Below are 25,551 nucleotides of genomic sequence, written 5' to 3'. Positions count from 1 at the left end.
CACAAACAAGTCAACACACCAAAATACAAATTCTAAAAAAAACATTCAAAGCATTGATTTTAAAGGAGAGTTTTGATTTTTCGGGATTCTGCCTCCCATTGGCCTCCACCAACGGACCGATTTTTAACAAGGGAATGCAGCCTGAACCCATATGAATGGTGCTGCGCCTTGTTTTGGCCCGACTCCTCGCTAATTGCTTTGCCAACAAAACGTTAATGCGGGCACGCGCGCGAGCCTGTTGCCGGCATATCTATTGAGGGTGCCGATCAATTTGACTCACGGCTTTGAAAGTTGCACACCTTCGCCTGAAGTTTCTGGAGAGCGCATGACCCACGGGGCACAGCTAGTATGACTGCGGATCGCAACGTGATCCGGTCGCTAGGCACGGAACCGCCAATTCTGGCGGAAGGGCGCCGTGCACCCGATCGCCGTGAGATTTCGCTCAGATGGCTTTCCGGCACGTTCCTTACCGGCATTACCTCTTCCATATTGATGGGTGTTGCGCTCTTTGCAGCTCTTGATGGCCGCCAGCAGCTTGCCATTCCGGCCGAGGCCTTCGCCAAGGCGGATATGGGCAACAATACCGCGGAAGCGGCACGCCGCGGCACACGCCTCATTGCGCCCAATATTGCGGCCCGGCCCTCGGACCGCTCGATCATGGAAGTCTCCACCGTTATCAACGAGGGCGACAAGGAAGTGGTCCGCAAGGTTCCCTTCTCACACGTCAAGATTCCGCTGGCGTCCAACTACGCCAAACAGGACGATTATCCCGCCTTCGATCCCCTGAACATTTTCGCAAGCGGCGACGACAAGGACGCCCCGGCGCCGGCGCCGAGCCGCACGGGCACAATCTACGGCTCCGAGGTCGAATCCGAAGTCAGCCTGAAAACGGTCGCCTTTCCGATCCAGCACTCCAAGTATCCCTTCGCCGGCTCCCTGAGCTTCGACGAGGTTGAGGAGGCAGTGCGCTCGAACGGCTCGATCCTGACAGATGGTAACGAGCAGCTTGCAGCGCTATATTACATCGACCCCCGTCGTTTCGATAATGATGAGGGTGATGTCGATATCACCGCCGGTCTTGCCGCCCGTGTCGTCGAACAGAATATGTCGGTTTCGACCCCTCAATCGCCCTCGGTTCCGGTCAAGGAATATGCCGACGACGTTATCCCTGCCCGCCAGACCGAAACCATCGAAGCCGCTCTATTCGGCGCGGGTTATTCGAAGGCGCAATCCTCCGAAATCGCTGGCCTGTTGTCACCGCAACTCCAGTCGAACAATGTCGAAAGCGGCGATGTGCTCCGCGTCGGCATTATTCAGGAAGACGACAAAAGCGACATCGTACGCGTAAGCCTTTATCGCAAGGGTCGCCACATGGTCACCATGGCCGTGGACGATCGCAAGAATTTCATCAAGGCCAGCGAACCGCCGAAGCTCGACGCGGTGGCGACGGCCTTTGACAGCACCCCGGCACCGGCCGCCGGCCGCGATCTGCCCAGCGTCTACGATGGCGTTTACCGGGCGGCTCTGGCCTATGGCATGAATCAGGGCATGGTCTCCCAGCTCATCAAGCTTTTGGCCAGCAGCGTCGATTTTCAGGCGCAGTTGAAACCGGCAGATACGCTGGAGGCCTTCTTCTCCGTGGAAGATGCGGATGGCAAGGCGACGGACAAGTCCGAACTGCTCTACGTCAACGCCAAGTTCGGCGATAACGAGACGCGGTTTTACCGGTTCCAGAACCCGGACGATAACAGCATCGACTATTTCGACGAGAACGGTAAGAGCATCCGGCAGTTCCTGTTGCGCAATCCGGTTCCGAACGGCCGCATGACATCAGGTTTCGGCATGCGCCGCCACCCGGTTTTGAAATTCAGCCGCATGCATACCGGCACCGACTGGGCGGCAGCGCGCGGCACGCCGATCATCGCGACAGGCAACGGCACTGTCGAAAAGGCCGGCTGGGCCTCCGGTTACGGCAACCAGACCCTGATCCGCCACGCCAATGGCTACGTCTCCTCCTATAACCACCAGAGCGCCATCGCCAAGGGTGTCACCGAGGGTTCAAAGGTCCGGCAGGGCCAGGTAATCGGTTATGTCGGTTCGACCGGCCTTTCGACCGGCGCGCATCTGCATTACGAGCTGATCGTTAACGGCACGAAAGTGGACGCGATGAAAGTGCGTCTGCCGGGCGGCAAATCGCTTTCCGGCGTCGCGCTCGCGCGGTTCTCCGACGAGAGAAAGCGGATCGACAATCTACTCAACATCGAAGAAAAACCCAATCAGGTGGCGAGCCGCTAGTCCGCCGGGCCTCGTGACCAGAGGGACCGCTATACGAAAAAGGGCTCCGTTACCGGAGCCCTTTCGTTTTATGCCGCATCGGCGGTTTCAGTCTCGGCCTCACCCTTTGGGGGCTTGACCTTGAAAAGCAGCCGGTCGGTGCCAGAGGTCACCTTGACCCGCGATCCGTCCGGGATCTCGCCGCCGAGAATCATTTCGGCGAGCCTGTCCTGAACGGTCTTCTGGATCACACGCTTCAGCGGACGTGCGCCATAGGCCGGATCGTAACCCTTATTGGCAAGCCAGTTGCGGGCATCCTCATCCAGTTCGAGGGTGATCTTGCGATCACCCAGAAGCGAGACGAGGCGCTTGAGCTGGATCTCCACGATCGCACCCATCTCGTCGCGCCGCAGGCGATGGAAGAGGATGATATCGTCGATACGGTTGAGGAATTCCGGCCGGAAATGCGACCGGACACGCTCCATCACCAGGTCACGAACCGAATCCACATCGTCATTGTCGCCCATCTGCGTCATGAATTCCGAACCGAGGTTCGAGGTCATGATGATGATGGTGTTCTTGAAATCGACGGTGCGGCCCTGGCCATCGGTCAGACGGCCATCATCCAGCACCTGCAACAGGACGTTGAACACGTCCGGATGCGCTTTCTCGATCTCGTCAAACAGCACGACCTGATAGGGCCGGCGGCGAACCGCTTCCGTCAACGCACCGCCCTCTTCGTAACCGACATAGCCGGGAGGCGCACCGATAAGCCGGGCAACGGAGTGTTTCTCCATGAATTCCGACATGTCGAGGCGAACCATCGCGGTCTCGTCGTCGAACAGGAACCGGGCGAGCGACTTGGTCAGCTCGGTCTTGCCCACGCCCGTCGGGCCGAGAAAGATGAACGAGCCGATCGGCCGGTTCGGATCCTGAAGACCCGCGCGCGAACGGCGAACCGCCTTGGAAACGGCCTGCACGGCCTCGCCCTGCCCGACCACGGACTTGGCAAGATCGTCTTCCATGCGCAGCAGCTTCTCGCGCTGGCCTTCCAGCATCTTGTCGACAGGAATGCCGGTCCAGCGGGAAACGATGTGGGCGATATTGTCCGCCGTCACCACTTCCTGAACCATCGAGCCAGCACCGCTGCTGTCACGCGCTTCCGCTGCAGCCAGTTCCTTTTCGAGGCCCGGAATGATGCCATAGGTCAATTCACCGGCGCGCTGGAACTGGCCGTTACGCTGGGCACTTGCCAGTTCGTTGCGGGCATCGTCCAGCCGCTTCTTGAGGTCTGCGGCATGGCCCAGCTTCTGCTTTTCCGCCTGCCAGCGGGCCGTCAGGGCATCGGCCTTTTCTTCGGTGTCGGCCAGTTCGTCCTCGAGCTTCTTCAGGCGGTCGACGGATGACTGATCCGTCTCCTGCTTCAAGGCTTCGCGTTCGATCTTGAGCTGAATGATCCGGCGATCCAGTTCGTCCAGTTCTTCCGGCTTGGAATCCACCTGCATGCGAAGGCGCGAAGCGGCTTCGTCCATCAGGTCGATTGCCTTGTCGGGCAGGAACCGGTCGGTAATGTAGCGGTTGGAAAGCGTTGCAGCTGCAACCAGGGCCGAATCCGAAATGCGGACCTTGTGGTGCTGTTCGTATTTTTCCTTCAGGCCGCGCAGGATCGAGATCGTGTCCTCAACGGTCGGCTCATCTACGAGCACCGGCTGGAAACGACGGGCAAGGGCCGGATCCTTTTCCACGTGCTTGCGATATTCATCCAGCGTGGTGGCGCCAACGCAGTGCAGTTCACCTCGGGCAAGGGCGGGCTTCAGCAGATTGGACGCATCCATGGCGCCATCGGCCTTGCCGGCACCGACCAGCGTGTGCATCTCGTCGATGAACAGGATAATGCCGCCATTTTCCGCCTGCACTTCGTTCAGGACCGCCTTCAGACGCTCCTCGAACTCGCCGCGATACTTCGCGCCAGCGATCAGCGCACCCATATCCAGCGCCATAAGCTTCTTGTCTTTAAGGCTTTCGGGCACATCGCCATTGACGATGCGCAGCGCAAGACCTTCGGCAATCGCCGTTTTACCGACGCCGGGTTCACCGATCAGCACGGGATTGTTCTTGGTGCGGCGTGAAAGCACCTGAATGGTCCGGCGGATTTCATCATCACGGCCAATCACCGGGTCGAGCCTGCCTTCGCGGGCTTCCTCCGTCAGGTCGCGCGCGAACTTCTTCAGCGCGTCGAAGCCCTGTTCGGCATTGGCGCTGTCAGCCGTGCGGCCCTTGCGGATTTCATTGATGACCTGATTAAGCGCCTGCGCCGTCACGCCGCCCTTTTTCAGGGACGCCGAGGTGGAAGCAGAGTTTTCGATCGCCAGCGCCTGCAAAAGACGCTCGACGGTGACGAAACTGTCACCAGCCTTCTTCGCGAGTTCTTCCGCAGTCGAGAACACTTTCGCAAGTGGAGCCGTAAGGGAAAGGCCGCCATTGCCGCCGGAAACCTTGGGCAATTTCGCCAGTGCCGCATCGTTGGCCAAGCGCACTTCCTTGGCGTCGCCGCCAGCCCGCTCGATCAGCGATGCTGCCATGCCCTGCTCGTCATCAAGCAGAACTTTCAGCACATGTTCGGCAGAAAACTGCTGGTGATTTTCCGCAAGCGCAAACGTCTGCGCCGATTGCAGAAAGCCGCGAACGCGCTCGGAGTATTTTTCAATATTCATAGTCGAACCTCCATATACCGGCCCGCCCGCTTTCGGCACGGATCCGGGTGTTTGGGTTGAGGCTCCCTCAAAGGCAAGCCCCGCTACGGCAGTCGCGTTTTACAGATTTCACGATTGCCGCCTCTTGATGGGCGGTTACCGCTGCATGCGGCATCCGTCCTTACTGCACGAATATGGGAGGCATTTTCATCGGTTTAAAGGGGAGGAAAACGACTGCCGGGGAAATTTTAGCCGGACTTGATAAGCGTCACGACTGTTTGCCGCGATTGCCCCCTTCGAACAGCGCCCAAGCTTTTACACCCGACCCCAAAAACAAAAAAACTCCGGCAAGCCGGAGTTTTTTCAATCGCGTGGTATTTTGAAAACCCTGCTTATTCAGCAGCGTTTTCGAGCGTGGCAGGTGTTGCCTCATCACCGGCTGGTGTATCTTCGCCTTCAGCACCCTCAGCACCTTCCGCGGTTGCGGCGCGGCGCGGGCGACGCGGGCGTGGGCCGGTGGCGCGGCGGGCCTTTGGTGCGCGTTCAGTCGCTGGTGCTTCCGTCTGCTGCTGCTGTTCCTCGACGGCCACTTCCATAGGCGTGCCTTCGATGACGGGCTGAGGCGCCTGGCTGGCGTCGTATACCGGCTGCTGCCGTTCGTCCGAAGCCTGCGGCTGGCGCGGCTGGCGCTCCTGCCGTTCACGGCGGTCCGGGCGCTCACGACGTTCCTGACGCGGCTCGGAACGCTCCTGCCGTTCCTGGCGCTCCGGCTGCTGAACCCGTTCCGGCTGTTCGAACTGCTGCTGCGGTGCACCATCGTCACCGTCGTTCATATCCATATCGTCGGCATCCGAAGCATTGTATTCGCCACGGTCGTCGCGCTGGAAACGCTCCTGCATCTGGGCCTGAGCGGTGGCGATGATACGGTTGTAGTGTTCAGCGTGCTGCAGATAGTTTTCAGCGATCACGCGGTCGCCAGCACTCTGCGCGTCCCGCGCAAGGGTGGCGTATTTTTCCGCTATGTGCTGGGCTGTGCCACGAATTTTAACATCGGGACCGGAGCTGTCATAAGTCCTGGTGAGCGGGTTACCGCCCTTGCGGTTGAAGTTGTTGTTGTTACCGCCACCATTGTTATTGTTGTTGTTGCTTCCACGCCCCCGGCCGCGCTTGTTTTGCTGTCCTGGCCTCATCAATTGCTCACCTGAATTCTGTTTTGCTGACAATCTGGTTATTTTCATGCAATTCCGGGCGGAAAACCGCTGGAAACTTTTCCTGAAATTGCTCCATTACGCGCCCTGCTGGAGATAACCCCAGACAAGACCCCGCGTATGACGACCGGTCGCGCAAAATGCTGCAACGAGCCACCTGCGAACAAAGTTTACTGATTCACATGCCGGAAACGCCCAGCCTTCAGGGTTCTCAAAAGAACCCGCTTCGGGACTGACCCATACCCTGACGAATCTAAATTCGTCCTCAGCCACCCGGCATGTGGCGGCAAACTATCCCGCTTCATGCGGAAATCCAAGCCTTTTCTTTTGCTGTGCAAAATATCCTTGCAAATAATCCGCAGACGTATCGCGAACAACTATCTCCGGAAGGTCAAAACTCTGTCGTTGCCGCCATAATCCTTCACGGCGTCGAGAAGAGAGAAGCCGTGGGAAGCAAATATAGCGGAAACATCAAGCCTTTGATCGAAACCGATCTCCACACCGACAATCCCGTTTTCCACAAGAAAGCGGCCTGCGTCGGCAGCGATGAGGCGGTACGGTGCAAGGCCGTCCTGACCTCCGTCCAGCGCCGCCATCGGATCGTGATGGCGAACCTCTCGGTCTAGCGTTGTGACGATGTCACTTCTTATATAAGGCGGATTCGACACAATTATGTCAAACCTGCCAGAGATTTTTTTGAACCAGTCGCTACGCATGGTTTCAAAACGCGAGGCGAGACCATTTCGGGCAGCGTTTTTCGCTGCGGTTTCCAGCGCAACGGCGGAGATATCGCTGCCGACGCCAGTTGCTTCCGGACATTCCTTGAGAAGCGCCAGACAGATCGCACCCGTGCCCGTACCCAGATCCAGAATGCGCGCACTGCCCTTGTCGGCAACAATTTTTTTCAACGCAGGCAACAGCGTATCGACGAGAACTTCCGTATCCGGGCGGGGTTCGAGCGTCTCCGTCGATAAAAGAAGATCGAGCCCGTGAAATTCGCGGTGGCCGAGAATACGATGGACTGGCTCTCCGCCTGCGCGCCTTTCGACCATGGCGGCGATACGGGCGCTTTCTTCCCGAGTGACGGGATGGTCCGGTTTCATCACGAAATCGGTCAGTGAAAAACCGGTTACGTCGGCGACCAGCAGGCGCGCATCAAGCAGCGGATCGGCGATGCCCGCCGCCTGCAGCCGTTTGCGGGCTGCGGCAAGCTCGGTCGAAACGGTCCCGTCAGCGCCGCCACTCAAAGCTGTTGTTCGCCAAGCTGGGCAAGCTGACCGGCCTGATAATCAGCAATCAGCGCGTCGACAAGCTCGTCGATCTCGCCTTCGATCATCCGGTCGAGCTTGTAGAGGGTCAGGTTGATGCGGTGATCAGTGACCCGCCCCTGCGGAAAATTGTAAGTGCGGATGCGCTCAGAACGGTCGCCGGAACCGACCTGGCTCTTGCGGTCGGCTGAACGCTCGCTTTCCACCTTCTGGCGCTCGATGTCGTAAAGACGCGAACGCAGAACCTGCATAGCCTTGGCGCGGTTCTGGTGCTGCGACTTTTCAGAACTGGTAACGATCAAACCCGTCGGAAGATGGGTGATGCGAACGGCGGAGTCAGTGGTATTGACGTGCTGCCCACCTGCACCCGAAGCCCGCATCGTGTCGATACGAATGTCTTCCGGGCGAATTTCGACATCGATATCCTCCGCCTCCGGCAGCACGGCAACAGTGGCTGCCGAGGTGTGGATGCGGCCGCTCGCTTCTGTTTCCGGCACGCGCTGCACCCGGTGCACGCCGGATTCGAATTTCAGCTTGGAAAACACCCCTCGCCCGCTGATCGTGGCGATGATTTCCTTGTAACCGCCCGCCTCGCCTTCGCTTGCGGAAAGAACTTCAACTTTCCAGCCCTTGGCTGAAGCGAAGCGCTCATACATGCGAAACAGATCGCCGGCGAAAAGTGCCGCTTCGGATCCGCCCGTGCCGGCGCGGATTTCGAGGATGGCGCTTTTTTCGTCCGCCGCATCCTTGGGAAGCAGCAGGACCTGCATTTCCTTCTCAAGCTCGCCAATTCGGGCCTCGACCTCCGGCAGCTCCATTTCCGCCAGATCGCGCATGTCCTTGTCGGTCGTCTTGTCGGCAAGCAGCGCCTGCAGACCGGCGGCCTCGGAGACCGCCTTTTCGTATTCACGGACTTTTTTCACCACCGGCTCAAGTTCGGAATATTCCGAAGCCAGCTTCACATAGACATCCGCTGCCGGACCAGCCGACATCCGCGCTTCGATCTCTCCGAAACGCCTTTCCAACTCGCGCATTTTTTCGACGGGAAGCTTCGCCACCAGTCACTCCGATTATGAAACAGGTCTTTTAAATGGGAATGGAATGCGTCGCGGCAAAGCGTAACAACACCTCGCGCGCGCTTTCCAGCGAATTATGATCGTCGAGCGCAGCGTTCAGCTCATCGGCAAGGCTCGCGGCATCAAGCCCGAGAAGCATGGCCTTGACGGGACCAATCGCCGTCGGCGACATGGAAACCGAACGGAAACCAAGGCCGATCAAAGCCATGGCCGAAAGTGGCTTGCTTGCCATTTCGCCGCAAAGCGTGACCGAGGTGTGGTGCTTTTCGCCAGCGCGCACGATATCGCGCAGAATGCGCAGGAACGGCTTGCCAAGATTGTCGAAACGATCCGAAACCCTTGCATTGCCGCGATCAACCGCCATCGAAAACTGGAACAGGTCGTTCGAACCGACGGAGACGAAATCCACTTCCTGCATCAGCTCATCGAGTTGCCACATCAGCGAAGGTACTTCCAGCATCGCACCAAATTGCAGCTTTTTCGGAAGCGCATGGCTGAATTTCGAAAGATGCTGCACTTCCTTCTGAAGCAGATCGCGCGCGGCGCGGATTTCGGAAACCTCCGTCACCATCGGCAACATCATGCGTAGTTCAGCACCTGAGGCAGCACGCAGAAGCGCGCGCATCTGTGTGCGCATCAGACCCGGGCGGTCGAGCGACAGGCGGATCGCCCGCCAGCCGAGCGCCGGGTTTTCCTCTTCCTGGCCGCGCATATAGGAAACGACCTTGTCGCCGCCAATATCCAGCGTGCGGAAGGTAACGCTCTTGCCCTTGGCCTGCCGCAAGACGGACCTATAGAACGCTTCCTGCTCCTCGCCCTTGGGCATGTTGGAGGCGATCATGAACTGCAGCTCGGTGCGGAACAGGCCGATGCCATCGGCGCCGGATTCCTCGAGCTGCGGCAGATCTACGAGAAGGCCCGCATTCATCTTGAGGTTGACCTTCTGGCCATCCTTGGTGATCGGCTCGACATTGCGAAGCGCGCGGAACTGCTCCTGGCGCTTGGCACGCAGGCGCACCTTTTCCTCATAGGCGCGCTGCAAATCCGACATCGGGCGCAAATGCACCTGGCCGTCATCGCCGTCGATAATGATGGGATCGTTATTTTCAGCGAGGGCGACGATGCCTGTCGCCTGCCCGATGATCGGAATGCCCATGGCGCGCGCCACGATGACGACGTGGCTCGTCACCGCACCGTCTTCGAGCACCAGGCCGCGCAATTTCTCACGCGGGTAATCCAGCAATTCGGCGGCACCCATGGCGCGCGCCAGAACGATGGCGTCCAGCGGAAAATCATGCTCGGGGCTTCGACCGCCGAAACCGATCAGCTGGCGCAGCAGCCGGTTGGCGAGATCGTCGAAATCATGCATGCGCTCGCGAAGGTAGGGATCGGTCAGGCGCATCATGCGCGCCTTTGTGTCGCTCTGCACTTTCTCGACCGCAGCTTCCGCCGTCAGGCCGTTGCGGATAGCTTCTTCCATACGCCGCACCCAGCCCTGATCGTGGGCGAACATGCGGTAGGTCTCAAGAACCTCGCGATGCTCGCCTTCGGTCGGGACGTCGCGGCGCTGCAACATGTCGTCGATCGACAGGCGCAGCGAACCGATGGCGTCGGCAAGACGCAGGATTTCGGTATCCGCATCCTCATTCAGCAGATTGGTGACAACGATTCGGGGGTCGTGCAGCACGACATGACCAAGACCGATGCCTTCGCCATAAGCATCGCCATCAATGGAAACGGCACGCGTCAGGTCCAGCTCCACACCGGGGCGGGTGATCTTTTTCAATTCACCGCTCGCCACTATTTCAGCGATGAGCATCGCGGTTGTCTCGAGCGCTTCAACTTCATCCTCCCGGTATGTTCGGCTGACCTTGTTCTGGACCACAAGAACGCCAAGAGTGCGACCGGAGCGCAAAATCGGCACGCCGAGGAAGGAATGATAAATTTCCTCACCCGTTTCAGGAAGATAGCGGAAAGCCGGATGCGCCTGCGCATCGGAAAGATTGAGAGGTTGGGCGGAAGCGGCAATGGTACCGACAAGACCCTGCCCCATTTTCAGCTGGGCAAGATGCACGGCATCCTTGTTGAGACCTTCGGTAGCGTAAAGCTCCAGCACGCTGTCGGAACGCAGCACGTAGACCGAGCAAACCTCCGCCACCATGTTGCTGGCTATCTGACGGACGATCTGGTCCAGACGGTCCTGCGGCTCAAGGTGCTCCGCCATCATTTCGCGCAGCCGCTTTAGCAGGACGCGCGGACCTGCAGAAAGGTCTCTCATCGCGTTTGCTCCCCGACGCTTCCGATCCGAATGTCATAATATTCGAGAATCAAAACGTCATTTAAAAAATTTATAGCGCGAGAAGCGCGTCCCGCAAGGGACACGCTTTCATGAAACGCCACATCGGAAGAACGCAACCCCGAAGAATCGGAGCATCGGGAACCGATGTCTCGAGCTTAGTTCTTATCGAGACCGTAAGCAGAATGCAAAGTGCGAACGGCCAGTTCGGCATAGGCACCGTCGATCAGGATCGAAATCTTGATCTCGGAGGTGGTGATGGCCTTGATGTTGATGTTCTTCTCGGCAAGCGCCTTGAAGGCGCTGGCAGCAACGCCGGCATGGCTGCGCATGCCGATACCGATGACCGAAACCTTGGCAAGGCCGGTCTCGTTCTGCGCAACGTCGAAGCCGATCTGGGCCTTGTTCTCGTCCAGAACGCGCAGAGCCTTGGCAACGTCGCCAGAAGGAACGGTGAAGGTCATGTCGGTGCGCGACCCATCTTCGGAGATGTTCTGCACGATCATGTCGACATTGATATGCGCTTCGGCCAGTGGCCCGAAGATCGCGGCGGAGACGCCCGGACGGTCGGCCACGCGGCGCAGCGAGATCTGTGCTTCATCCTTGGCATAGGCGATGCCGGTTACGACTTCCTGTTCCACGATTTCTTCCTCGTCACAAATCAAAGTACCGGGCGGGTTGATGAGGTCGCCCATGCCCGGCGCATCGGGATCCTCGAAACTGGAGCGAACGAAGGTGCGCACCTTGTGTACCATGGCAAGCTCGACGGAGCGAACCTGCAGAACCTTCGCACCGAGAGACGCCATTTCGAGCATTTCCTCGAAAGCGATCTTCTTCATGCGGCGAGCCTTGGGCTCGATGCGCGGATCGGTGGTATAGACGCCATCGACATCGGTATAGATATCGCAACGGTCCGCCTTGACGGCGGCGGCGATGGCAACGGCTGATGTGTCCGAACCGCCGCGACCGAGCGTCGCAATGCGGTTATCCGGGCCGATGCCCTGGAAACCGGCAACAACGGCAACCTGGCCCTCGCCCATGCGGTGAACGATATCCGAACCGTCAATCTCGAGAATGCGGGCGGCACCATGTGCATTGTCTGTGCGGATCGGAATCTGCCAGCCCTGCCATGAGCGCGCATTGATGCCCATGGATTGCAGCGTGATCGCCAGAAGACCCGATGTCACCTGCTCGCCGGATGCAACGACCGCGTCATATTCGCGTGCATCGTAAAAGGAGGCGGCGTTGGCGCCGGCCACCTTCGCAGCATTCTGCACCCAGTCCACCAACTCGTTGGTTTTACCGGACATGGCGGAAACGACCACGGCCACTTCATGGCCGGCATCCACTTCGCGTTTCACATGCCGTGCGACATTGTGAATGCGTTCGAGGTTCGCGACGGACGTGCCGCCGAATTTCATGACAATGCGAGCCATAGCCTTGACCAGTACCATCCCTTTTTTCCGCCAGCCGTTTTTCAGGTGCGGACAAGAACAAACCCAGTCGGCTCTTTTTTTGATAAAGAGCCTCAAGTTGCGGGTCTCTTAGCGAAAAGGCGGGGGGCACGCAATGCCGTTTATGAACCATGCGGTACGCCTTTTTTTATAGCCCCGGCGAAAGAAGATGTCGGGATGGAATGGGCGACCGCATGCGGCGCTGTGAAAGAGCGTACCGCAGTGCACTGTACAAACGGGCCTATTCGCAGTATGGAGCGCGGCAATGCAACCGGCCAGATGGCCGTAATGGCCTGCATCGGCTGCCCCGGAGACTTTAGGACCTATTGGTTTCGGGCGGATGCAGGCAGCTTCATATCCGAAAGACGGTAGATGACAGACACCCAGGGTATCGCCCCGGCGATCGCGCAGGCGTTGGAAAAACGCGGCTACAAAGATTTGACCCCCGTGCAGAAGGCCATGCTTTCGCCGGAACTCGCCGACAAGGACGCGCTGGTTTCCGCGCAGACCGGCTCCGGCAAGACAGTTGCCTTCGGCATTGCGCTCGCGACCACGCTACTGTCGGAAAACACCCGTTTCGGCCAGGCTTCCGCGCCGCTGGCACTCGCCATTGCGCCTACCCGCGAACTGGCCATGCAGGTCAAGCGCGAGCTGGAATGGCTTTATGAATTCGCCGGCGTATCGATTGCGTCCTGTGTTGGCGGCATGGATATCCGCAGCGAACGACGCGCACTGGAGCGCGGCGCGCATATTATCGTCGGCACCCCCGGCCGCCTCTGCGACCACATCAAGCGCGGCGCGCTCGATCTGTCGTCGCTACGCGCCGTGGTACTGGACGAGGCCGACGAGATGCTCGATCTCGGCTTCCGCGAAGATCTGGAATTCATTCTGGAAGAATCGCCGGATAACCGCCGCACGCTGATGTTCTCGGCCACCGTCCCGCGCAGCATCGCCAAGCTTGCCGAAAGCTACCAGAAGAACGCCGTTCGCATCGCCACCGCCTCAGAACAGAAGCAGCATGTGGACATCGAATACCGCGCCTTGCTGGTGACCGGCTCCGACCGCGAAAACGCCATCATCAATGCGCTGCGCTTTTACGAAGCCCGCAACGCCATCGTTTTCTGCTCCACCCGTGCGGCCGTGAACCATCTGACGGCCCGTCTGAACAATCGCGGCTTTTCCGTCGTGGCTCTGTCAGGCGAACTGACCCAGAACGAACGCACGCATGCGCTTCAGGCAATGCGTGACGGTCGCGCCCGGGTTTGCGTGGCGACTGACGTTGCTGCACGCGGCATCGACCTGCCTGGTCTCGAACTGGTTATCCACGCCGACCTGCCGACCAATTCGGAAACGCTTCTCCACCGTTCCGGCCGTACCGGCCGCGCCGGGCAGAAGGGCGTCAGCGCCATCGTGGTGCCTGTCAACCAGCGCCGCAAGGCCGAACGCCTTCTGGAAGGTGCCAAGGTCAGCGCAGCATGGGTTCGCCCGCCTTCGGTCGAAGAGATCGTTGAACGCGACGGTGCCCGTCTCCTGGCCGATCCGGCTCTCACCGAGGCCGTGGCCGATGACGAGCGTGATTTCGTCAAGCAGCTGCTCGAGCAGCATGGCGCGGAAAAAGTAGCAGCCGCCTTCGTGCGCCTTTATCACGCCGGACGTTCCGCCCCGGAAGACATCACCGAAGTCGCGCTGGACAATACCCGCAAACCGCGCCGTGACAGCTTCGAAACCCCTGAAAACGACGCGCCGCGCCGCGAACGTTCCGACTTTTCCGACAGCGCTTGGTTTTCGCTTTCGGTGGGCCGCAAGCAGAGCGCCGAACCGCGCTGGCTCATCCCCATGCTCTGCCGCTTCGGCAAGATCACCCGTCAGGATATCGGCGCTATCCGCATGCAGCAGACGGAGACCTTTGTGGAACTCGCGGCCGATGCCGTCGATCGTTTCACCTCCGCCATCGGCAAGGACATGATGCTTGAAAAGGGCATTCGTCTGAAGGCGCTGGAAGGCAAGCCGGAAATGACCGGCAGTGTTCGTGAGGACACTCGCCCGGCCACGGCTCAGCGGAAGTTCAACAAACCCAATAATGCTGGCGGCGCAGCCGACGACCGCAAGGGCGACGACAAGCCCTGGAAAAAGAAAAAGACCTTCGGCGACAAGCCCAAATTCGAAGGCAAGAAGGACCGGCCTTTCGAAAAGCGCGGACCGAAGCCGGCAAAGGGCTGAGGCGCGGGTCAGTACCGTGCGGTAAATCCTCGGCTTAAGGCCGAGGATGATGCCAAGTAACCGGCAAACTTCATCACAAAAAAAGCCCCGCTTTTGCGGGGCTTTTTATTGTCTTGATGGATCAGAACGTCAGGGCGCGGTCGCCGTTTTCGTCCTTGATTCGGCTTGGAAGGCCGATCTTGTTCAGAAGGTTCAGGAAAGGCTGCGGTGGCAGTTCTTCCACATTGGCCATCTGCTTCACATCCCACTCGCCGGTGGCAATCAGCATGGCGGCAGCGACCGGAGGAACGCCGGCGGTGTAGGAAATGCCCTGAGATCCAACTTCTTCGTAGGCTTCCTTGTGGTCGGCCACGTTGTAGATGAAGACTTCGCGTTCCTTGCCATCCTTGATGCCCTTGACGACATCGCCGATGCAGGTCTTGCCGACATAGTCGGGTGCAAGCGAAGACGGATCCGGCAATACGGCCTTGACCACCTTCAACGGCACGACTTCCAGACCTTCGGCAGTCTTGACCGGCTTTTCGGAGAGAAGACCGAGGTTCTTCAGCACGGTGAAAACGTTGATGTAGTGATCGCCGAAGCCCATCCAGAAGCGCACATCGGCGCCATCCATGTTTTTGGACAGCGAATGCACTTCGTCATGGCCGGTCATATAGGCCTTCTGCTTGCCGACAACCGGCAGATCGAATTCCTGGCCGACCTCGAACATCTGGTTCGTCTGCCACTGGCCATTCTGCCAGGAATAGACGACACCGGTGAATTCGCGGAAGTTGATTTCCGGATCGAAGTTGGTGGAGAACCAGCGGCCATGGCTGCCGGCATTGATATCGACGATATCGACCGAGGTGACCTTGTCGAAATATTCATCCTTGGCAAGGCGGGCATAGGCATTGACCACGCCGGGATCGAAACCGACGCCGAGCAGTGCCGTTACACCCTTTTCCTTGCATTCGGCAGCGCGCTTCCACTCGTAGTTTCCGTACCACGGCGGCGCCTCGCAAATCTTGGTGGGATCCTCGTGGATCGCCGTATCCATATAAGCAACACCCGTGTCCATGCAGGCACGAAGAACGGACATGTTGACGAAAGCCGAACCGACGTTGATGACGATCTCTACGCCGGTTTTCGTAATCAAGGCTTTCGTCGCCTCGATATCCATCGCGTCAAGCGCATGGGCCTCAAGTTTCACATCTGTCTTGAGGCTCTTCTTTTCGCGTACGGACTCGACAATCTTGCGGCACTTTTCCAAAGTCCGTGACGCAATATGAATGTCTCCCAATACATCGCTGTTCTGGGCGCATTTATGCGCCACGACCTGTGCTACGCCACCGGCGCCGATGATCAGAACGTTCTTCTTCATTTCAGGTGATGCCTCCTTTTCCCCGCAGGGATCAGCTTCGTTTCATGTTAAAACAGGGTTTAAGACAGGCTTTGCTCGAAATCGGCAAAGTCGAATTCGCGAACGGCACGCACGCTGCCGTCGAGTTCCTTGATGGCAATCGCCGGCATCTTCACGCCATTGAACCAGTTCTTCTTGACCATGGTGTAGCCGGCCGCATCCTCAAAGGAGATACGATCACCGACCTTCAACTCCTTGTCGAACCGGAAGTCGCCGAAAATATCGCCCGCAAGGCAGGATTTGCCGCAGACCATGTAAGGATGTTCGCCCTCGTTCGGCAAAACCTTGGCGGTTTCGCGATAGATCAGGAGGTCGAGCATATGCGCTTCGATGGAGCTGTCGACGATAGCGAGGTTCTTGCCATTGAACAGCGTGTCGAGAACCGTCACTTCAAGCGTCGTGCTCTTGGTGATCGACGCTTCGCCGGGCTCAAGATAGACCTGAACGCCGTATTTTTCCGAAAAAGCCGCCAGGCGATCGCAGAACTGGTCGAGCGGATAGTTGTCGCCGGTAAAATGGATGCCGCCGCCGAGGCTGACCCATTCCGCACGCGACAGGAGCGATCCGAATTTCTCTTCGATCTGCGTCAACATGCGGTCGAACAACGAAAAATCGCCGTTTTCGCAATTGTTGTGGATCATGAAGCCGGAAATCCGGTCCATGACCTTGTCGACCTTGGCGACATCCCATTCGCCGAGACGGCTGAAGGGACGTGCGGGATCGGCAAGATCGAAGCTCGAAGAGCTGACCTGCGGATTGAGGCGCAGACCCCGGGTGATACCGGAGGCCTTTTCTGCAAAGCGCTCAAGCTGGCTGATGGAATTGAATATGATCTTGTCCGCGTTCGAAATCACCTCGTCGATTTCGTAGTCGGCATAAGCGACGGAATAGGCGTGGGTTTCGCCACTGAATTTCTCGCGGCCCAGACGCACTTCATAAAGCGACGACGAGGTGGTGCCGTCCATATATTGCGACATGAAATCGAAAACGGACCATGTTGCAAAGCACTTCAGCGCCAGAAGCGCCTTGGCGCCGGATTTTTCCCGCACATAGGCAATCTTCTCCATGTTGCGAAGAAGTTTTGTCTTGTCGATGAGGTAATAGGGCGTCTGAAGCATGGCGTTTCACATATTGATTGAAGTCAAGGTCCGTCTGGATGATGGGCCTTATATGATGCTTGTTACAGGAAAACAAATGTCCGGCACCGAATTCCCGGAAAATTGCCCCCGCCGCAAAATCCGCGGGAGAAAACTCGCCAAGCCGCGGAACCAAGCGGGCATCGGCGCGTTTGAATGGCGGACAATCGGGTTTACGGCTGCCGCAACGAAAGTTCGTAAGCGTCGGCATTGATCCGCGGCGGCAGTCTTTTTGACCTGACGCCATTTTCCATCAACGATGTTCCAGGAAGGACTTCACCCATGGCAAGCGTGCGTAGCAGCGTCAACGACAAGATCCAGCAATCCCTCGAAAACGGCGATGCAGCCGATGTGGCAGCACAGCTTGCCCAACTTCGCGAAGATCTGGCAAATCTTGCCAAGAGCGTTAAGGCGCTGGGCGTTGGAGCCTCGCATGAACTGAAGGCGCAGGCCGCCCGCGTGGCCGACGACGCATTGACCGCTTCCGGCGAGATGGCCGACAGCGTTCGCAACGAAATTTCCTCGCTGAACGACAATCTGACGGATCAGGTCCAGAAGAACCCGCTGCAGTCCCTCGGCATCGCCGTTGGTGTCGGTTTCGTGCTCGCCCTCCTCACACGTCGATAAGGCCGCATCATGCTTGAGGCATTGCTGGTCTATCTGGGAGACACCCAGCGTGAAGGACGCGTCGTGACACGGCGCCTGCGCGCCACGATAATCCTTTGGGTGCTGACCGGGATATTCTTCCTGATCGCCTTCGTAGCTGCTGTCGTGGCGGGGTCCATCTATCTGGCCCGGCATGTCGGCGCAGGGCCGGCCGCGCTTGTCGTAGCCGGTACGGCGTTTCTGCTTGGTGTCATCATGTTGGTGGCGCTTGCGATCGTCAAACGTCCGAGAGCCTATGCCGCAAGACGACCCGTCGCATCCTTGACGGCGGCTCCCTTGACCGCAGCACCTCTGGCGCTGCAATCGCTCCTCACGCTGGCGATCCAGGCGCGCCCCTACGCGACGCTCGCCGTTGCCATGGCTGCCGGCTTTCTGGCAACCAGAGCCAACACCAGGAAAAAGAAATAGGCACGCCTTCAGGCGCGTTTAAGGCTCTTCGTCAAACTCTCATTTGCTGCTGCGCATCCGGACCATGGATGCGCAGTTTTTTTTATGTTACCCGCGATGGATAGACTGGTTGATGGTGCTCAGTGCCACGCCGCCCTTATTTGAACAAAGTGAAATACAGTCTCCCGCACGTCCCGTTTTTTTTCTGAAAGGCGATTGATGAAGAAGAAAGTCCTTGTCGTCGGCGGTGCCGGCTATATCGGTTCGCATACCTGCCTTCTCCTGTCTGAGCGGGGATATGAACCGGTCGTTTTCGACAATCTGTCCAATGGACATGAGGAATTCGTCCGCTGGGGACCCTTCGAGCAGGGCGACATTCGCGACCGCGCGCGGCTGGACGAGGTTTTCGCCAGGCACCAGCCGGAGGCCGTACTCCACTTTGCGGCGCTGATTGAAGTCGGCGAATCGGTAAAGCAACCCGTGGCCTTCTACGACAACAACGTCATCGGTTCGCTCAACCTGCTGTCTGCCGCCATCGATGCCGGGGTCACGGCATTTGTTTTCTCCTCCACCTGCGCCACCTACGGTTTGCCGGAACAGGTGCCGATTGACGAGACGCACCGCCAGGCGCCGATCAACCCTTACGGCCGCACCAAATGGGTAGTCGAGCAGGCGCTGAAGGATTACAGCACCTATAAGGGGCTGCGCTCAGTGATGCTGCGCTATTTCAACGCCGCAGGTGCAGATTTCGAAGGCCGCATCGGCGAATGGCACAAGCCGGAAACCCACGCAATCCCGCTCGCCATCGAGGCGGCACTCGGTCGGCGTCAAGGCTTCAAGGTGTTCGGCACGGATTATGACACCCGCGACGGCACTTGCGTGCGTGACTACATCCATATTCTCGATCTTGCCGACGCCCATGTGCGGGCAGTGGATTATCTGCTGGCGGGCGGTGAAACGGTTGAACTCAACCTTGGCACCGGCACCGGCACGACTGTGAAGGAGTTGCTGGCGGCGATTTCGGACGTATCCGGCCGCCCCTTCCCGGTGGAATATACCGACCGCCGCGATGGCGATTCCACCACCCTTGTCGCCAATAACGAAAAGGCAAAGGCGGTGTTGGGCTGGGAGCCGCGTTATTCCCTGTCTGATATCATCAAATCCGCCTGGGCTTGGCATTCCTCGCGCAACGCCGGGGACTGAGCGAACGCAATTTAAAACAAAAAGACACCGGCCAATGGCCGGTGTCTCTCGCGGGACGCCTGTTGAGGTCGATCCCGCTCCTGCCTCCCAGGTAAGGGGATCAGGGCTTGGTGGCGGACGTGGTGGTGCTGTCCGGAGCTGCCGGCGTTGCCGCGCTCTTTTCGCTGGCCTGCTGTTCCAGCGTCTTGAATTCCGCAGCAGCCTTCAGCGTTTCCGCCGTTTCAGTCGTCGTCAGGCGAATTGTGCCGTCCTGCGTGTTGCGGGTCATCGTTACCTTGTCCATAGGCACCGCGACATCCTTGGCACCGATACCGAGGAAACCGCCGACACCAATCACGGCTGCGACGAGACCGCCGTCTTTTTCCATGATGAGGTTGGTGACGTTACCGATGCTCTCGTCGGCTGCGGTATAAACCGACTTGCCGATGTAATCATTGGCGCTGATCTGCGTTTCACCCTGCTGAGTGATGTAAGCACCGCCTGTCGTCGCGGCCGCGCTATCATTGGCCAGAGGAGCCGCTGGCGCCATCGGGGTAGCGGGAGGCGTTGCCGGTTCGGTCTGAGCACTCGGATTTGCCGGTGCTGGCTGGGTTGTACCCTGGGCGATGGCAAGCGGCGCGAAAGCCGTCGTGCCCATCAGGGCGGCGGTGACGAGTATCGTAAGTTTCTTTGCCATTTTCGTACCTTCCTTTCATCGTTTTCGACTGGCCGGGCGGTGACGAATTTCGCTTTCCACTCCATGACCGGTTCGCTTTGCAAACGGGCTGACCATTGAAATGGTTCCGATTTTTTCAGTCGCATAGACGCGATTGCGACATTTTGCGGCTCCGGAACGAAAAAATCAGGCATTGCTAAAGGAGGATGGCGCGGTATTATCCGTGACGTAACAATGCCGTAACTGCCGGAGTTTTTGCATGCCTCAACCCGGCAAAAAACTGAAAAACACGTTCTCGGCTTTACGTCGACGCAGTGCGAATTTTTTTCCGACGGCCTCCATCGGCACCTATCTGGTGGTGATGGCAACCGTCATCACCCTGCCGCTTATCCTTTTCGGCGGCTACTTGATGCTGCGCCTTGAAAGCGAAAAGCGCGACGACCTGCAACGGGAGACGATCGAGGATGTCAGGGTCGTCAGCCGCAACATCGATCGGCGCCTGCAGGAAATCGCCACCTCCCTCAATCTGCTGTCGCAATTCCCTGAACTCGAGAATGGCAATCTTGCCGCTTTTCAGGGACGTGTTGCCGAAAGCCTGAAACGGGAGGGCCTGTACGCCATTCTGGCTACCATGGAAGGCGAACAGTATCTCAATACCCGGGTGTCATTTGGCCAGCCTCTCAGCAAGGTGCCGGCCGAGGCCAATCTGGCCAAGGCAATCGAATCCCGTCGGATCACCGTTTCGGACATGTTTTTCGGCGCGACGAGCAAGGAATGGGTGTTCAACGTTACCTTGCCGCTCGACCCCAATCTGGGTTCCGCCGGAGATGCCCTGATCCTGACGCAGAATACAAGTGACCTGAGCCGGCTCATTCCCACGGAAAACCTGCCGCGCAACTGGGCGGTCGCCATTATCGACGGTAACAATCGTGTTGTCGTTTCCAGTGCGCAGAATGGGGTGGAAGTGGGCAAGCCATTTGCCAGCCCCGCCATTCTTTCAGAAATGCAGGCCTTCAGCGGCAATTTCTTCGACGACAAGGGCAACCTCTATGCCTATGCCCAATTGCCGGGCTGGCAATGGCGAACTGTGATGTGGGGGCCACTTGCCGCAAGTCAGGCAGCATTGGTCGACACGTGGCGGCAAATGATGATCGGCAGCACGATGCTCGTGCTCATCGCCATCGGCGGCGCCTATCTGGTCGGCCGGCAGTTGCGCAGTTCCATTCGCGATCTCACGCTCATGGCTGAACGCATCGGTGAAGGCGAGATCGTGGCGCCCGTCGATACCAAGATCAAGGAAGCCAACCAGGTCGCCGTCGCGCTCTCCAATGCTTCCTTCGACAGAAGCCAGTCGGAAGAACGGCTGCAACTTCTGCTGCACGAACTGGTTCACCGCTCCAAGAATATTCTTACGCTGGTTCAGGCGATGATCCGGCAATTGGGGCGGGAAAACAAAAGCATCCCGGAATTCCAGAAAGAGGTGGACCACCGCCTGCGCGGTCTCGGAATGTCGATCCGGGCATTGGCGGAGGTTCAATGGCAAGGCTTGCCGATCCGTAAGCTGATCGAGACCCACCTCGACGTTTTCGGCACCGTTTCGGAACGCTTCGAGCTGTCTGGGGACGATTTCATGCTTTCTCCGGAAGCGGCGCAAAATTTCGGGCTCGTGGTGCATGAGCTGACGACGAACTCCATCAAATACGGCGCCCTGTCGGTTGCGCTCGGAAAAATCACGGTGAGCTGGAAGCCGCTCGAAAAAGATGGACGTCAGATGATTTATATCGTCTGGACCGAAACGGGCGGGCCACCGGCGACGGAACCAAGCCGCAAGGGCTTTGGTACCACGGTCATCAAAAGGCATGCGGAAGGCGCATTCGGCGGACAGGTGGTGACGGAGTATCGCGAAACCGGGTTCGAATGGTCGCTTGAAGCGCCGATGCGCTATTTTATACCCAAGCGACCCGATCAGGCAGGCCCGCTTTGAAAAATGGCGTGCTGGATCCCCGTACCAGCAGACGAAAAGCAGCTAATTTCGCCCTCCACAAAAAAAATACGTTTTAGTGGAACCGAATTAGGGCGGATGCATTTTTACTGCAGGCCAAGCAATTCCCCCGTCCCCGCCTGACGCTTGGCTGACAATAAACAGGTTTCACCCCTGAAAACCTGTCATAATAAAAAAGCACGGCTCTTTCACGGGCCGTGCTTTTTTTTGCGTTCTCGCAAAAACGGCCGAAGTGCTGCCTATGAGGCAGGTCTCCAACCGAGGGCCATTATTTCGAAATTTCAAATGTCGGTGACGTCCCCGGAAGGAAATTTAAGCCGGTAGACGATCCGCTCCGGCGTGAGGTGATATTCGGCACTCCCGCCCAATGCGGATGGAACGACCTTTTCCAGCACGACGCTGCCGAAACTGCCGCGCCTCGCCTGCGCCGGCTCTTTCGATGGCATGATCGGCTCGATCCACTCAACGATACAAAAATCGCCTTCCTGTCGGCATTGCAGCGAGATTGGCGGATGATAGGCGAGATTGCCGCTATGGCTGACCGTATTGACGACCAGCTCATGGAAAGCCAGACCGATATAAAGCGCGCCATTCGGATTGAGCAGCAGGTTTTCACCTTCCATGTGAATGAGATTAGGATATTCCGGCACATAGAGATCGAATTGCTGGCGAAGAAGCTCGAATATGCGAGCACCTCTCCAGTCGGAATCCGTGATGAGATCCTGACTTTGGGCAAGAGCGTGTAACCGGCCCCGAAACTTGCGCAGAAAATCATCCTTGGTGAGGCTGAAACGGGCCGTCTGGCCCGCAAGGCTCTGGATGATCGCCAGGAGGTTCTTGGAACGGTGGCTGACCTCGCGCAGCAGCGAGCGCAAAAGCTGCTCGCGCCGCCGTTCCGCCGTCACCTCGCGAATAGTGGTTTTCATCACCGCCTGCTTCGCCTGGTTGAAGGTGGAATGGATCTGGAACTGGAAAACCCGGTCATTGCCGGCATTAACTTCCAGCATGCCCCGACTGCCCACCACATTCATATCTTTTTTGAGTTCGGCAAGCCGCTCTGAAAGATCGGTGCCAAACACATTTTCATCCGTGGGATGGCTATCGGTCGGCAGACGCCACACATCCGGCAGATTGGCCACGAATATATACTCCCGGTTCCAGTCTTGTAACATGACTGTCTCGCCCGAATCGAGCAAAGCGAGGACGAGCGAATCGTGTAGCTCGCTCTCGTTCCTCTCCGCGTTATGCCATGCCAGCCGATGCAAATTCATCTCCCTGCAAAAAGCCGTGAGATCACCTCACGACCATAACCGCGAACGTCCGGGTACCGTAGTTGTTCCCGGACAGTCTACGGTTTCGGCAAATTTCACGCCGCGACGCGAGAGCTTTCGTTGAAAAACAGGGCCTGGCTGATAAGCGCTTTCACCATGTCCGGGTTGAACGGCTTCGTAACGAGGAATGTCGGCTCGGGCCGCTCACCCGTCAAAAGACGCTCAGGGAAGGCTGTAATGAAGATCACCGGCAGAGACGTCATCTGAAGGATCTCCTTCATGGCATCGAGCCCGGAGCTGCCGTCTGCAAGCTGGATGTCGGCAAGGATCATCTTCGGCTGCGTGCGGTTGAAGAGATCGATCGCCTCCGCATGCGTGCGGGCAATACCCGTAACGCGATGGCCGAGATCGGTGACCATCTGCTCGATATCCATGGCGATCAGAGGTTCGTCCTCGATAATCATGATATCGGTGGCAACCTGGCGGGCGATTTCAGAGGCCGCCTCATCGATCAGCTGGCCGATCTGGGCTTCAGTTACCCTCAGAACCTCTGCTGCTTCCGAAGCTGTGAACTCTTCGACCGTGGTCAGAAGGAAAGCCTGGCGGGCGAGCGCTGGTACCGCAGAGAGGTTGGCGGAAGCGCGCTTTTCCCAACCTGACAGGTTTTCATCGGCCTTTATATTGATCGTGACGGAACTAAAAATCGATACGAACAATTGATAAAGCGAAACCCGATCGTTGCTTGTCGGCGGGAAGATGCTGATATCGGCGATCAGAGCTTCAAGTGTTGCTGCAACATAGGCATCGCCAGTGGATTGAGAGCCGCAAACGGCACGCGCGAACCTGCGCAGATATGGCAGGTGCGGTGCGATGCGTGTAGAAACTGACATGGAATTCTCCCCTTTCATGCGGTCTGCAACGCAAACCCACGATAGCAACGTGCGCATCATAAAAAAAGTTCCGGATCGCCGGAACTATTTTTTTCATCGCGCATTCTTGCCACGACACAAAAGGAATACCGGACGTTATGAACATATTTCAATCGGACCAAGATTCTCCGGACAATCCGGCCAACCCTCAGGTCCCGCACTCTGGACGTGCGGTGATTTCCCGCAAGCTCAGGGAACTCTACGATGCTGTTCAGGAAGAAGGCATCCCTGACAAATTCCTCGATCTTCTCGAGAAACTCGATGAAGCCGAAAACAGAGCCAAAGACAAGGCTTCGGGGGAATGATGGCGAAAGAGCCGGAGCAGACAGAATACAATTTCAAACGGGAAATGCTGGCGGCACTGCCAAACCTGCGCGCATTCGCGATCTCACTCATCCGTTCGAGGGATCGCGCTGACGACCTCGTGCAGGATACGATCATGAAGGCCTGGGCGAAACAGGAGAGTTTCCAGCCTGGCACCAACATGCGCGCATGGCTGGTGACGATCCTGCGTAACGAATTCTACAGCCAGATTCGCAAGTCCGGCCGCGAAGTACAGGATACCGACGGGGTTTACACCTCGCGCCTGTCGGTGCCGCCAGAACAGCATGGTTCGGTCGATCTTCAGGATTTTCGTACGGCACTTGCAAAGTTGCCCGACGATCAGCGCGAAGCGATCTTGTTGATCGGCGCCTCGGGCTTTGCTTACGAAGAAGCAGCCGAGATTTGCGGGTGCCCGGTTGGCACGATCAAGAGCCGTGTCAGCCGCGCGCGATTGCGCCTGCAGGAACTTCTCGGCATCGAAAACGAAAACGAGTTTGGTCCTGACGCGCAGATGAGCGCCGTTACCGCCGCAGCCACCGCGCGCTGAGCTGGCAGAATTCGCAAAGCATTAGACGGGTAGGCTCATGCCTGCCCGTTTTTCTTCGCCGCGTCGTCAGATACCGGTCTCCTTGACCGACTGCATCACGACGAATGTCGAAGTGTTGGAAACCGATGGAAGGCTGGAGATTTTTTCGCCGAGCACCCTTCGGTATTTGCGGATATCGCTGGTGCGCACCTTCAGTAGATAATCGAAGGCGCCGGCGATCATGTGGCATTCCTCCACCTCCTTGATCTTGCGCACCGCCGTGTTGAATTCCTCAAGCGCCTTTTCGCGTGTGTCGGAAAGCTTGACCTCGGCGAAGGCGATATGGTCGACGCCCAGTTTCTGCGGATTGAGCACCGCACGGAAGCCCAGAATATAACCTTCATCCACCAACCGCTTGAGCCGCGTCTGGCACGGCGTCTTGGAGAGGCCGACCCTTTTCGACAGTTGCAGCACCGACATGCGCCCGTCTTCGCTGAGGGCCTCGAGAATCTTGAGATCGAAGTGGTCCAGATCGTCTGTTTTATGACTATTAGCCATGTGATT

Annotated in this window: 21 protein-coding genes; 9 read left to right on the top strand and 12 right to left on the bottom strand. The window is 58.1% G+C overall.

Features of this window, described 5'->3' with window-relative positions:
* Positions 1–348 precede the first annotated feature (348 nt).
* A complete protein-coding gene (locus T18_RS20335; RefSeq protein ID WP_004432116.1) occupies positions 349–2,295 on the top strand; it encodes a M23 family metallopeptidase in 1,947 nt (648 codons plus the stop codon).
* A gap of 68 nt (positions 2,296–2,363) precedes the next feature.
* Here T18_RS20335 and clpB read toward each other — a convergent pair whose 3' ends face one another.
* The 6 genes from clpB to T18_RS20305 form a co-directional block, all read right to left on the bottom strand.
* Entirely contained in the window at positions 2,364–4,988 is a 2,625-nt protein-coding gene (gene clpB / locus T18_RS20330; protein WP_004432113.1) for an ATP-dependent chaperone ClpB, read from the bottom strand.
* Between the two features lie 371 nt (positions 4,989–5,359).
* Positions 5,360–6,157, bottom strand: a complete 798-nt coding sequence (locus T18_RS20325) for a DUF4167 domain-containing protein (protein ID WP_038494724.1) — start codon at positions 6,155–6,157, stop codon at positions 5,360–5,362.
* A 395-nt stretch (positions 6,158–6,552) separates the two neighbouring features.
* Complete coding sequence (gene prmC, locus T18_RS20320) at positions 6,553–7,422, bottom strand: peptide chain release factor N(5)-glutamine methyltransferase (RefSeq protein WP_038494721.1); 870 nt, start codon at positions 7,420–7,422, stop codon at positions 6,553–6,555.
* On the bottom strand, positions 7,419–8,501 hold the full coding sequence (gene prfA, locus T18_RS20315; RefSeq protein ID WP_038494718.1) for a peptide chain release factor 1: 1,083 nt from the start codon (positions 8,499–8,501) through the stop codon (positions 7,419–7,421). Before prfA ends, prmC begins: the two co-directional genes overlap by 4 nt.
* A 28-nt stretch (positions 8,502–8,529) precedes the next feature.
* Positions 8,530–10,797 carry a phosphoenolpyruvate--protein phosphotransferase gene (ptsP, locus tag T18_RS20310; protein ID WP_004432101.1) on the bottom strand — a complete coding sequence of 756 codons (2,268 nt, stop codon included), beginning with the start codon at positions 10,795–10,797 and terminating at the stop codon, positions 8,530–8,532.
* A 176-nt stretch (positions 10,798–10,973) separates the two neighbouring features.
* Positions 10,974–12,251, bottom strand: coding sequence for an aspartate kinase (locus T18_RS20305; protein WP_004432098.1), 1,278 nt, complete (start codon positions 12,249–12,251; stop codon positions 10,974–10,976).
* Between the two features lie 390 nt (positions 12,252–12,641).
* Between T18_RS20305 and T18_RS20300 the strand changes: the two genes are divergently transcribed.
* Positions 12,642–14,489: a DEAD/DEAH box helicase gene (locus tag T18_RS20300; RefSeq protein WP_004432087.1), complete on the top strand. Its 1,848-nt coding sequence runs from the start codon at positions 12,642–12,644 to the stop codon at positions 14,487–14,489.
* 121 nt (positions 14,490–14,610) lie between these two features.
* Here T18_RS20300 and T18_RS20295 read toward each other — a convergent pair whose 3' ends face one another.
* Both T18_RS20295 and nspC read right to left on the bottom strand, forming a co-directional pair.
* A complete protein-coding gene (locus T18_RS20295; RefSeq protein WP_013762136.1) occupies positions 14,611–15,849 on the bottom strand; it encodes a saccharopine dehydrogenase family protein in 1,239 nt (412 codons plus the stop codon).
* Positions 15,850–15,908: 59 nt separating this feature from the next.
* Positions 15,909–17,006 (bottom strand): carboxynorspermidine decarboxylase, encoded by a 1,098-nt coding sequence (gene nspC, locus T18_RS20290; protein ID WP_013762135.1) that lies wholly within the window; start codon positions 17,004–17,006, stop codon positions 15,909–15,911.
* Between nspC and T18_RS20285 the strand changes: the two genes are divergently transcribed.
* The 4 genes from T18_RS20285 to galE all read left to right on the top strand — a co-directional run bounded on the left by T18_RS20285 (position 17,005) and on the right by galE (position 19,280).
* Positions 17,005–17,238, top strand: a complete 234-nt coding sequence (locus T18_RS20285) for a hypothetical protein (RefSeq protein WP_004432079.1) — start codon at positions 17,005–17,007, stop codon at positions 17,236–17,238. The two genes, nspC and T18_RS20285, sit on opposite strands and share 2 nt — an antisense overlap.
* Positions 17,239–17,306: 68 nt before the next feature.
* Positions 17,307–17,651, top strand: a complete 345-nt coding sequence (locus tag T18_RS20280) for a DUF883 family protein (protein ID WP_004432077.1) — start codon at positions 17,307–17,309, stop codon at positions 17,649–17,651.
* Between the two features lie 9 nt (positions 17,652–17,660).
* Positions 17,661–18,098, top strand: a complete 438-nt coding sequence (locus T18_RS20275; protein ID WP_004432075.1) for a hypothetical protein — start codon at positions 17,661–17,663, stop codon at positions 18,096–18,098.
* Positions 18,099–18,296: 198 nt separating this feature from the next.
* Complete coding sequence (gene galE / locus T18_RS20270) at positions 18,297–19,280, top strand: UDP-glucose 4-epimerase GalE (protein WP_038494713.1); 984 nt, start codon at positions 18,297–18,299, stop codon at positions 19,278–19,280.
* 100 nt (positions 19,281–19,380) lie between these two features.
* On the opposite strand, the gene T18_RS20265 is transcribed toward galE, so the two are convergent.
* Entirely contained in the window at positions 19,381–19,956 is a 576-nt protein-coding gene (locus T18_RS20265; protein ID WP_038494710.1) for a PRC-barrel domain-containing protein, read from the bottom strand.
* Positions 19,957–20,194: 238 nt separating this feature from the next.
* On the opposite strand from T18_RS20265, the gene T18_RS20260 reads away from it, so the two are divergent.
* Positions 20,195–21,919: a sensor histidine kinase gene (locus T18_RS20260; protein WP_004432069.1), complete on the top strand. Its 1,725-nt coding sequence runs from the start codon at positions 20,195–20,197 to the stop codon at positions 21,917–21,919.
* A 299-nt stretch (positions 21,920–22,218) separates the two neighbouring features.
* On the opposite strand, the gene T18_RS20255 is transcribed toward T18_RS20260, so the two are convergent.
* On the bottom strand, positions 22,219–23,208 hold the full coding sequence (locus tag T18_RS20255; RefSeq protein WP_035252645.1) for a sensor histidine kinase: 990 nt from the start codon (positions 23,206–23,208) through the stop codon (positions 22,219–22,221).
* Between the two features lie 95 nt (positions 23,209–23,303).
* On the bottom strand, positions 23,304–24,098 hold the full coding sequence (locus tag T18_RS20250; RefSeq protein ID WP_004432063.1) for a response regulator: 795 nt from the start codon (positions 24,096–24,098) through the stop codon (positions 23,304–23,306).
* 137 nt (positions 24,099–24,235) lie between these two features.
* Between T18_RS20250 and T18_RS20245 the strand changes: the two genes are divergently transcribed.
* Together T18_RS20245 and T18_RS20240 are read left to right on the top strand one after the other, a co-directional pair.
* Positions 24,236–24,442, top strand: coding sequence for a NepR family anti-sigma factor (locus T18_RS20245; RefSeq protein WP_004432062.1), 207 nt, complete (start codon positions 24,236–24,238; stop codon positions 24,440–24,442).
* On the top strand, positions 24,442–25,008 hold the full coding sequence (locus T18_RS20240) for an RNA polymerase sigma factor (protein ID WP_004432061.1): 567 nt from the start codon (positions 24,442–24,444) through the stop codon (positions 25,006–25,008). The genes T18_RS20245 and T18_RS20240 overlap by 1 nt, the downstream gene beginning before the upstream one ends.
* Positions 25,009–25,074: 66 nt before the next feature.
* Here the strand turns inward: T18_RS20240 and T18_RS20235 are convergent, their stop codons facing one another.
* On the bottom strand, positions 25,075–25,545 hold the full coding sequence (locus tag T18_RS20235; protein WP_004432060.1) for an Lrp/AsnC ligand binding domain-containing protein: 471 nt from the start codon (positions 25,543–25,545) through the stop codon (positions 25,075–25,077).
* Positions 25,546–25,551 lie beyond the last annotated feature (6 nt).

This window comes from Rhizobium sp. TBD182 (assembly GCF_001950375.1).
In the GTDB taxonomy this organism is placed as follows: domain Bacteria; phylum Pseudomonadota; class Alphaproteobacteria; order Rhizobiales; family Rhizobiaceae; genus Agrobacterium; species Agrobacterium tumefaciens.
Note: the sequence above shows the minus strand (reverse complement) of the source record. Positions and strands in the feature narration are given on the sequence as shown.

Bases quoted from the DNA above. Each gene is read 5' to 3' on its own strand.
- T18_RS20335 (WP_004432116.1), top strand. From the start codon at position 349: ATGACTGCGGATCGCAACGTGATCCGGTCGCTAGGCACGGAACCGCCA.
- clpB (WP_004432113.1), bottom strand. From the start codon at position 4,988: ATGAATATTGAAAAATACTCCGAGCGCGTTCGCGGCTTTCTGCAATCG.
- T18_RS20325 (WP_038494724.1), bottom strand. From the start codon at position 6,157: ATGAGGCCAGGACAGCAAAACAAGCGCGGCCGGGGGCGTGGAAGCAAC.
- ptsP (WP_004432101.1), bottom strand. From the start codon at position 10,797: ATGAGAGACCTTTCTGCAGGTCCGCGCGTCCTGCTAAAGCGGCTGCGC.
- T18_RS20305 (WP_004432098.1), bottom strand. From the start codon at position 12,251: ATGGCTCGCATTGTCATGAAATTCGGCGGCACGTCCGTCGCGAACCTC.
- T18_RS20300 (WP_004432087.1), top strand. From the start codon at position 12,642: ATGACAGACACCCAGGGTATCGCCCCGGCGATCGCGCAGGCGTTGGAA.
- T18_RS20295 (WP_013762136.1), bottom strand. From the start codon at position 15,849: ATGAAGAAGAACGTTCTGATCATCGGCGCCGGTGGCGTAGCACAGGTC.
- T18_RS20285 (WP_004432079.1), top strand. From the start codon at position 17,005: ATGGCGTTTCACATATTGATTGAAGTCAAGGTCCGTCTGGATGATGGG.
- nspC (WP_013762135.1), bottom strand. From the start codon at position 17,006: ATGCTTCAGACGCCCTATTACCTCATCGACAAGACAAAACTTCTTCGC.
- T18_RS20280 (WP_004432077.1), top strand. From the start codon at position 17,307: ATGGCAAGCGTGCGTAGCAGCGTCAACGACAAGATCCAGCAATCCCTC.
- T18_RS20275 (WP_004432075.1), top strand. From the start codon at position 17,661: ATGCTTGAGGCATTGCTGGTCTATCTGGGAGACACCCAGCGTGAAGGA.
- galE (WP_038494713.1), top strand. From the start codon at position 18,297: ATGAAGAAGAAAGTCCTTGTCGTCGGCGGTGCCGGCTATATCGGTTCG.
- T18_RS20265 (WP_038494710.1), bottom strand. From the start codon at position 19,956: ATGGCAAAGAAACTTACGATACTCGTCACCGCCGCCCTGATGGGCACG.
- T18_RS20260 (WP_004432069.1), top strand. From the start codon at position 20,195: ATGCCTCAACCCGGCAAAAAACTGAAAAACACGTTCTCGGCTTTACGT.
- T18_RS20255 (WP_035252645.1), bottom strand. From the start codon at position 23,208: ATGAATTTGCATCGGCTGGCATGGCATAACGCGGAGAGGAACGAGAGC.
- T18_RS20250 (WP_004432063.1), bottom strand. From the start codon at position 24,098: ATGTCAGTTTCTACACGCATCGCACCGCACCTGCCATATCTGCGCAGG.
- T18_RS20245 (WP_004432062.1), top strand. From the start codon at position 24,236: ATGAACATATTTCAATCGGACCAAGATTCTCCGGACAATCCGGCCAAC.
- T18_RS20240 (WP_004432061.1), top strand. From the start codon at position 24,442: ATGGCGAAAGAGCCGGAGCAGACAGAATACAATTTCAAACGGGAAATG.
- T18_RS20235 (WP_004432060.1), bottom strand. From the start codon at position 25,545: ATGGCTAATAGTCATAAAACAGACGATCTGGACCACTTCGATCTCAAG.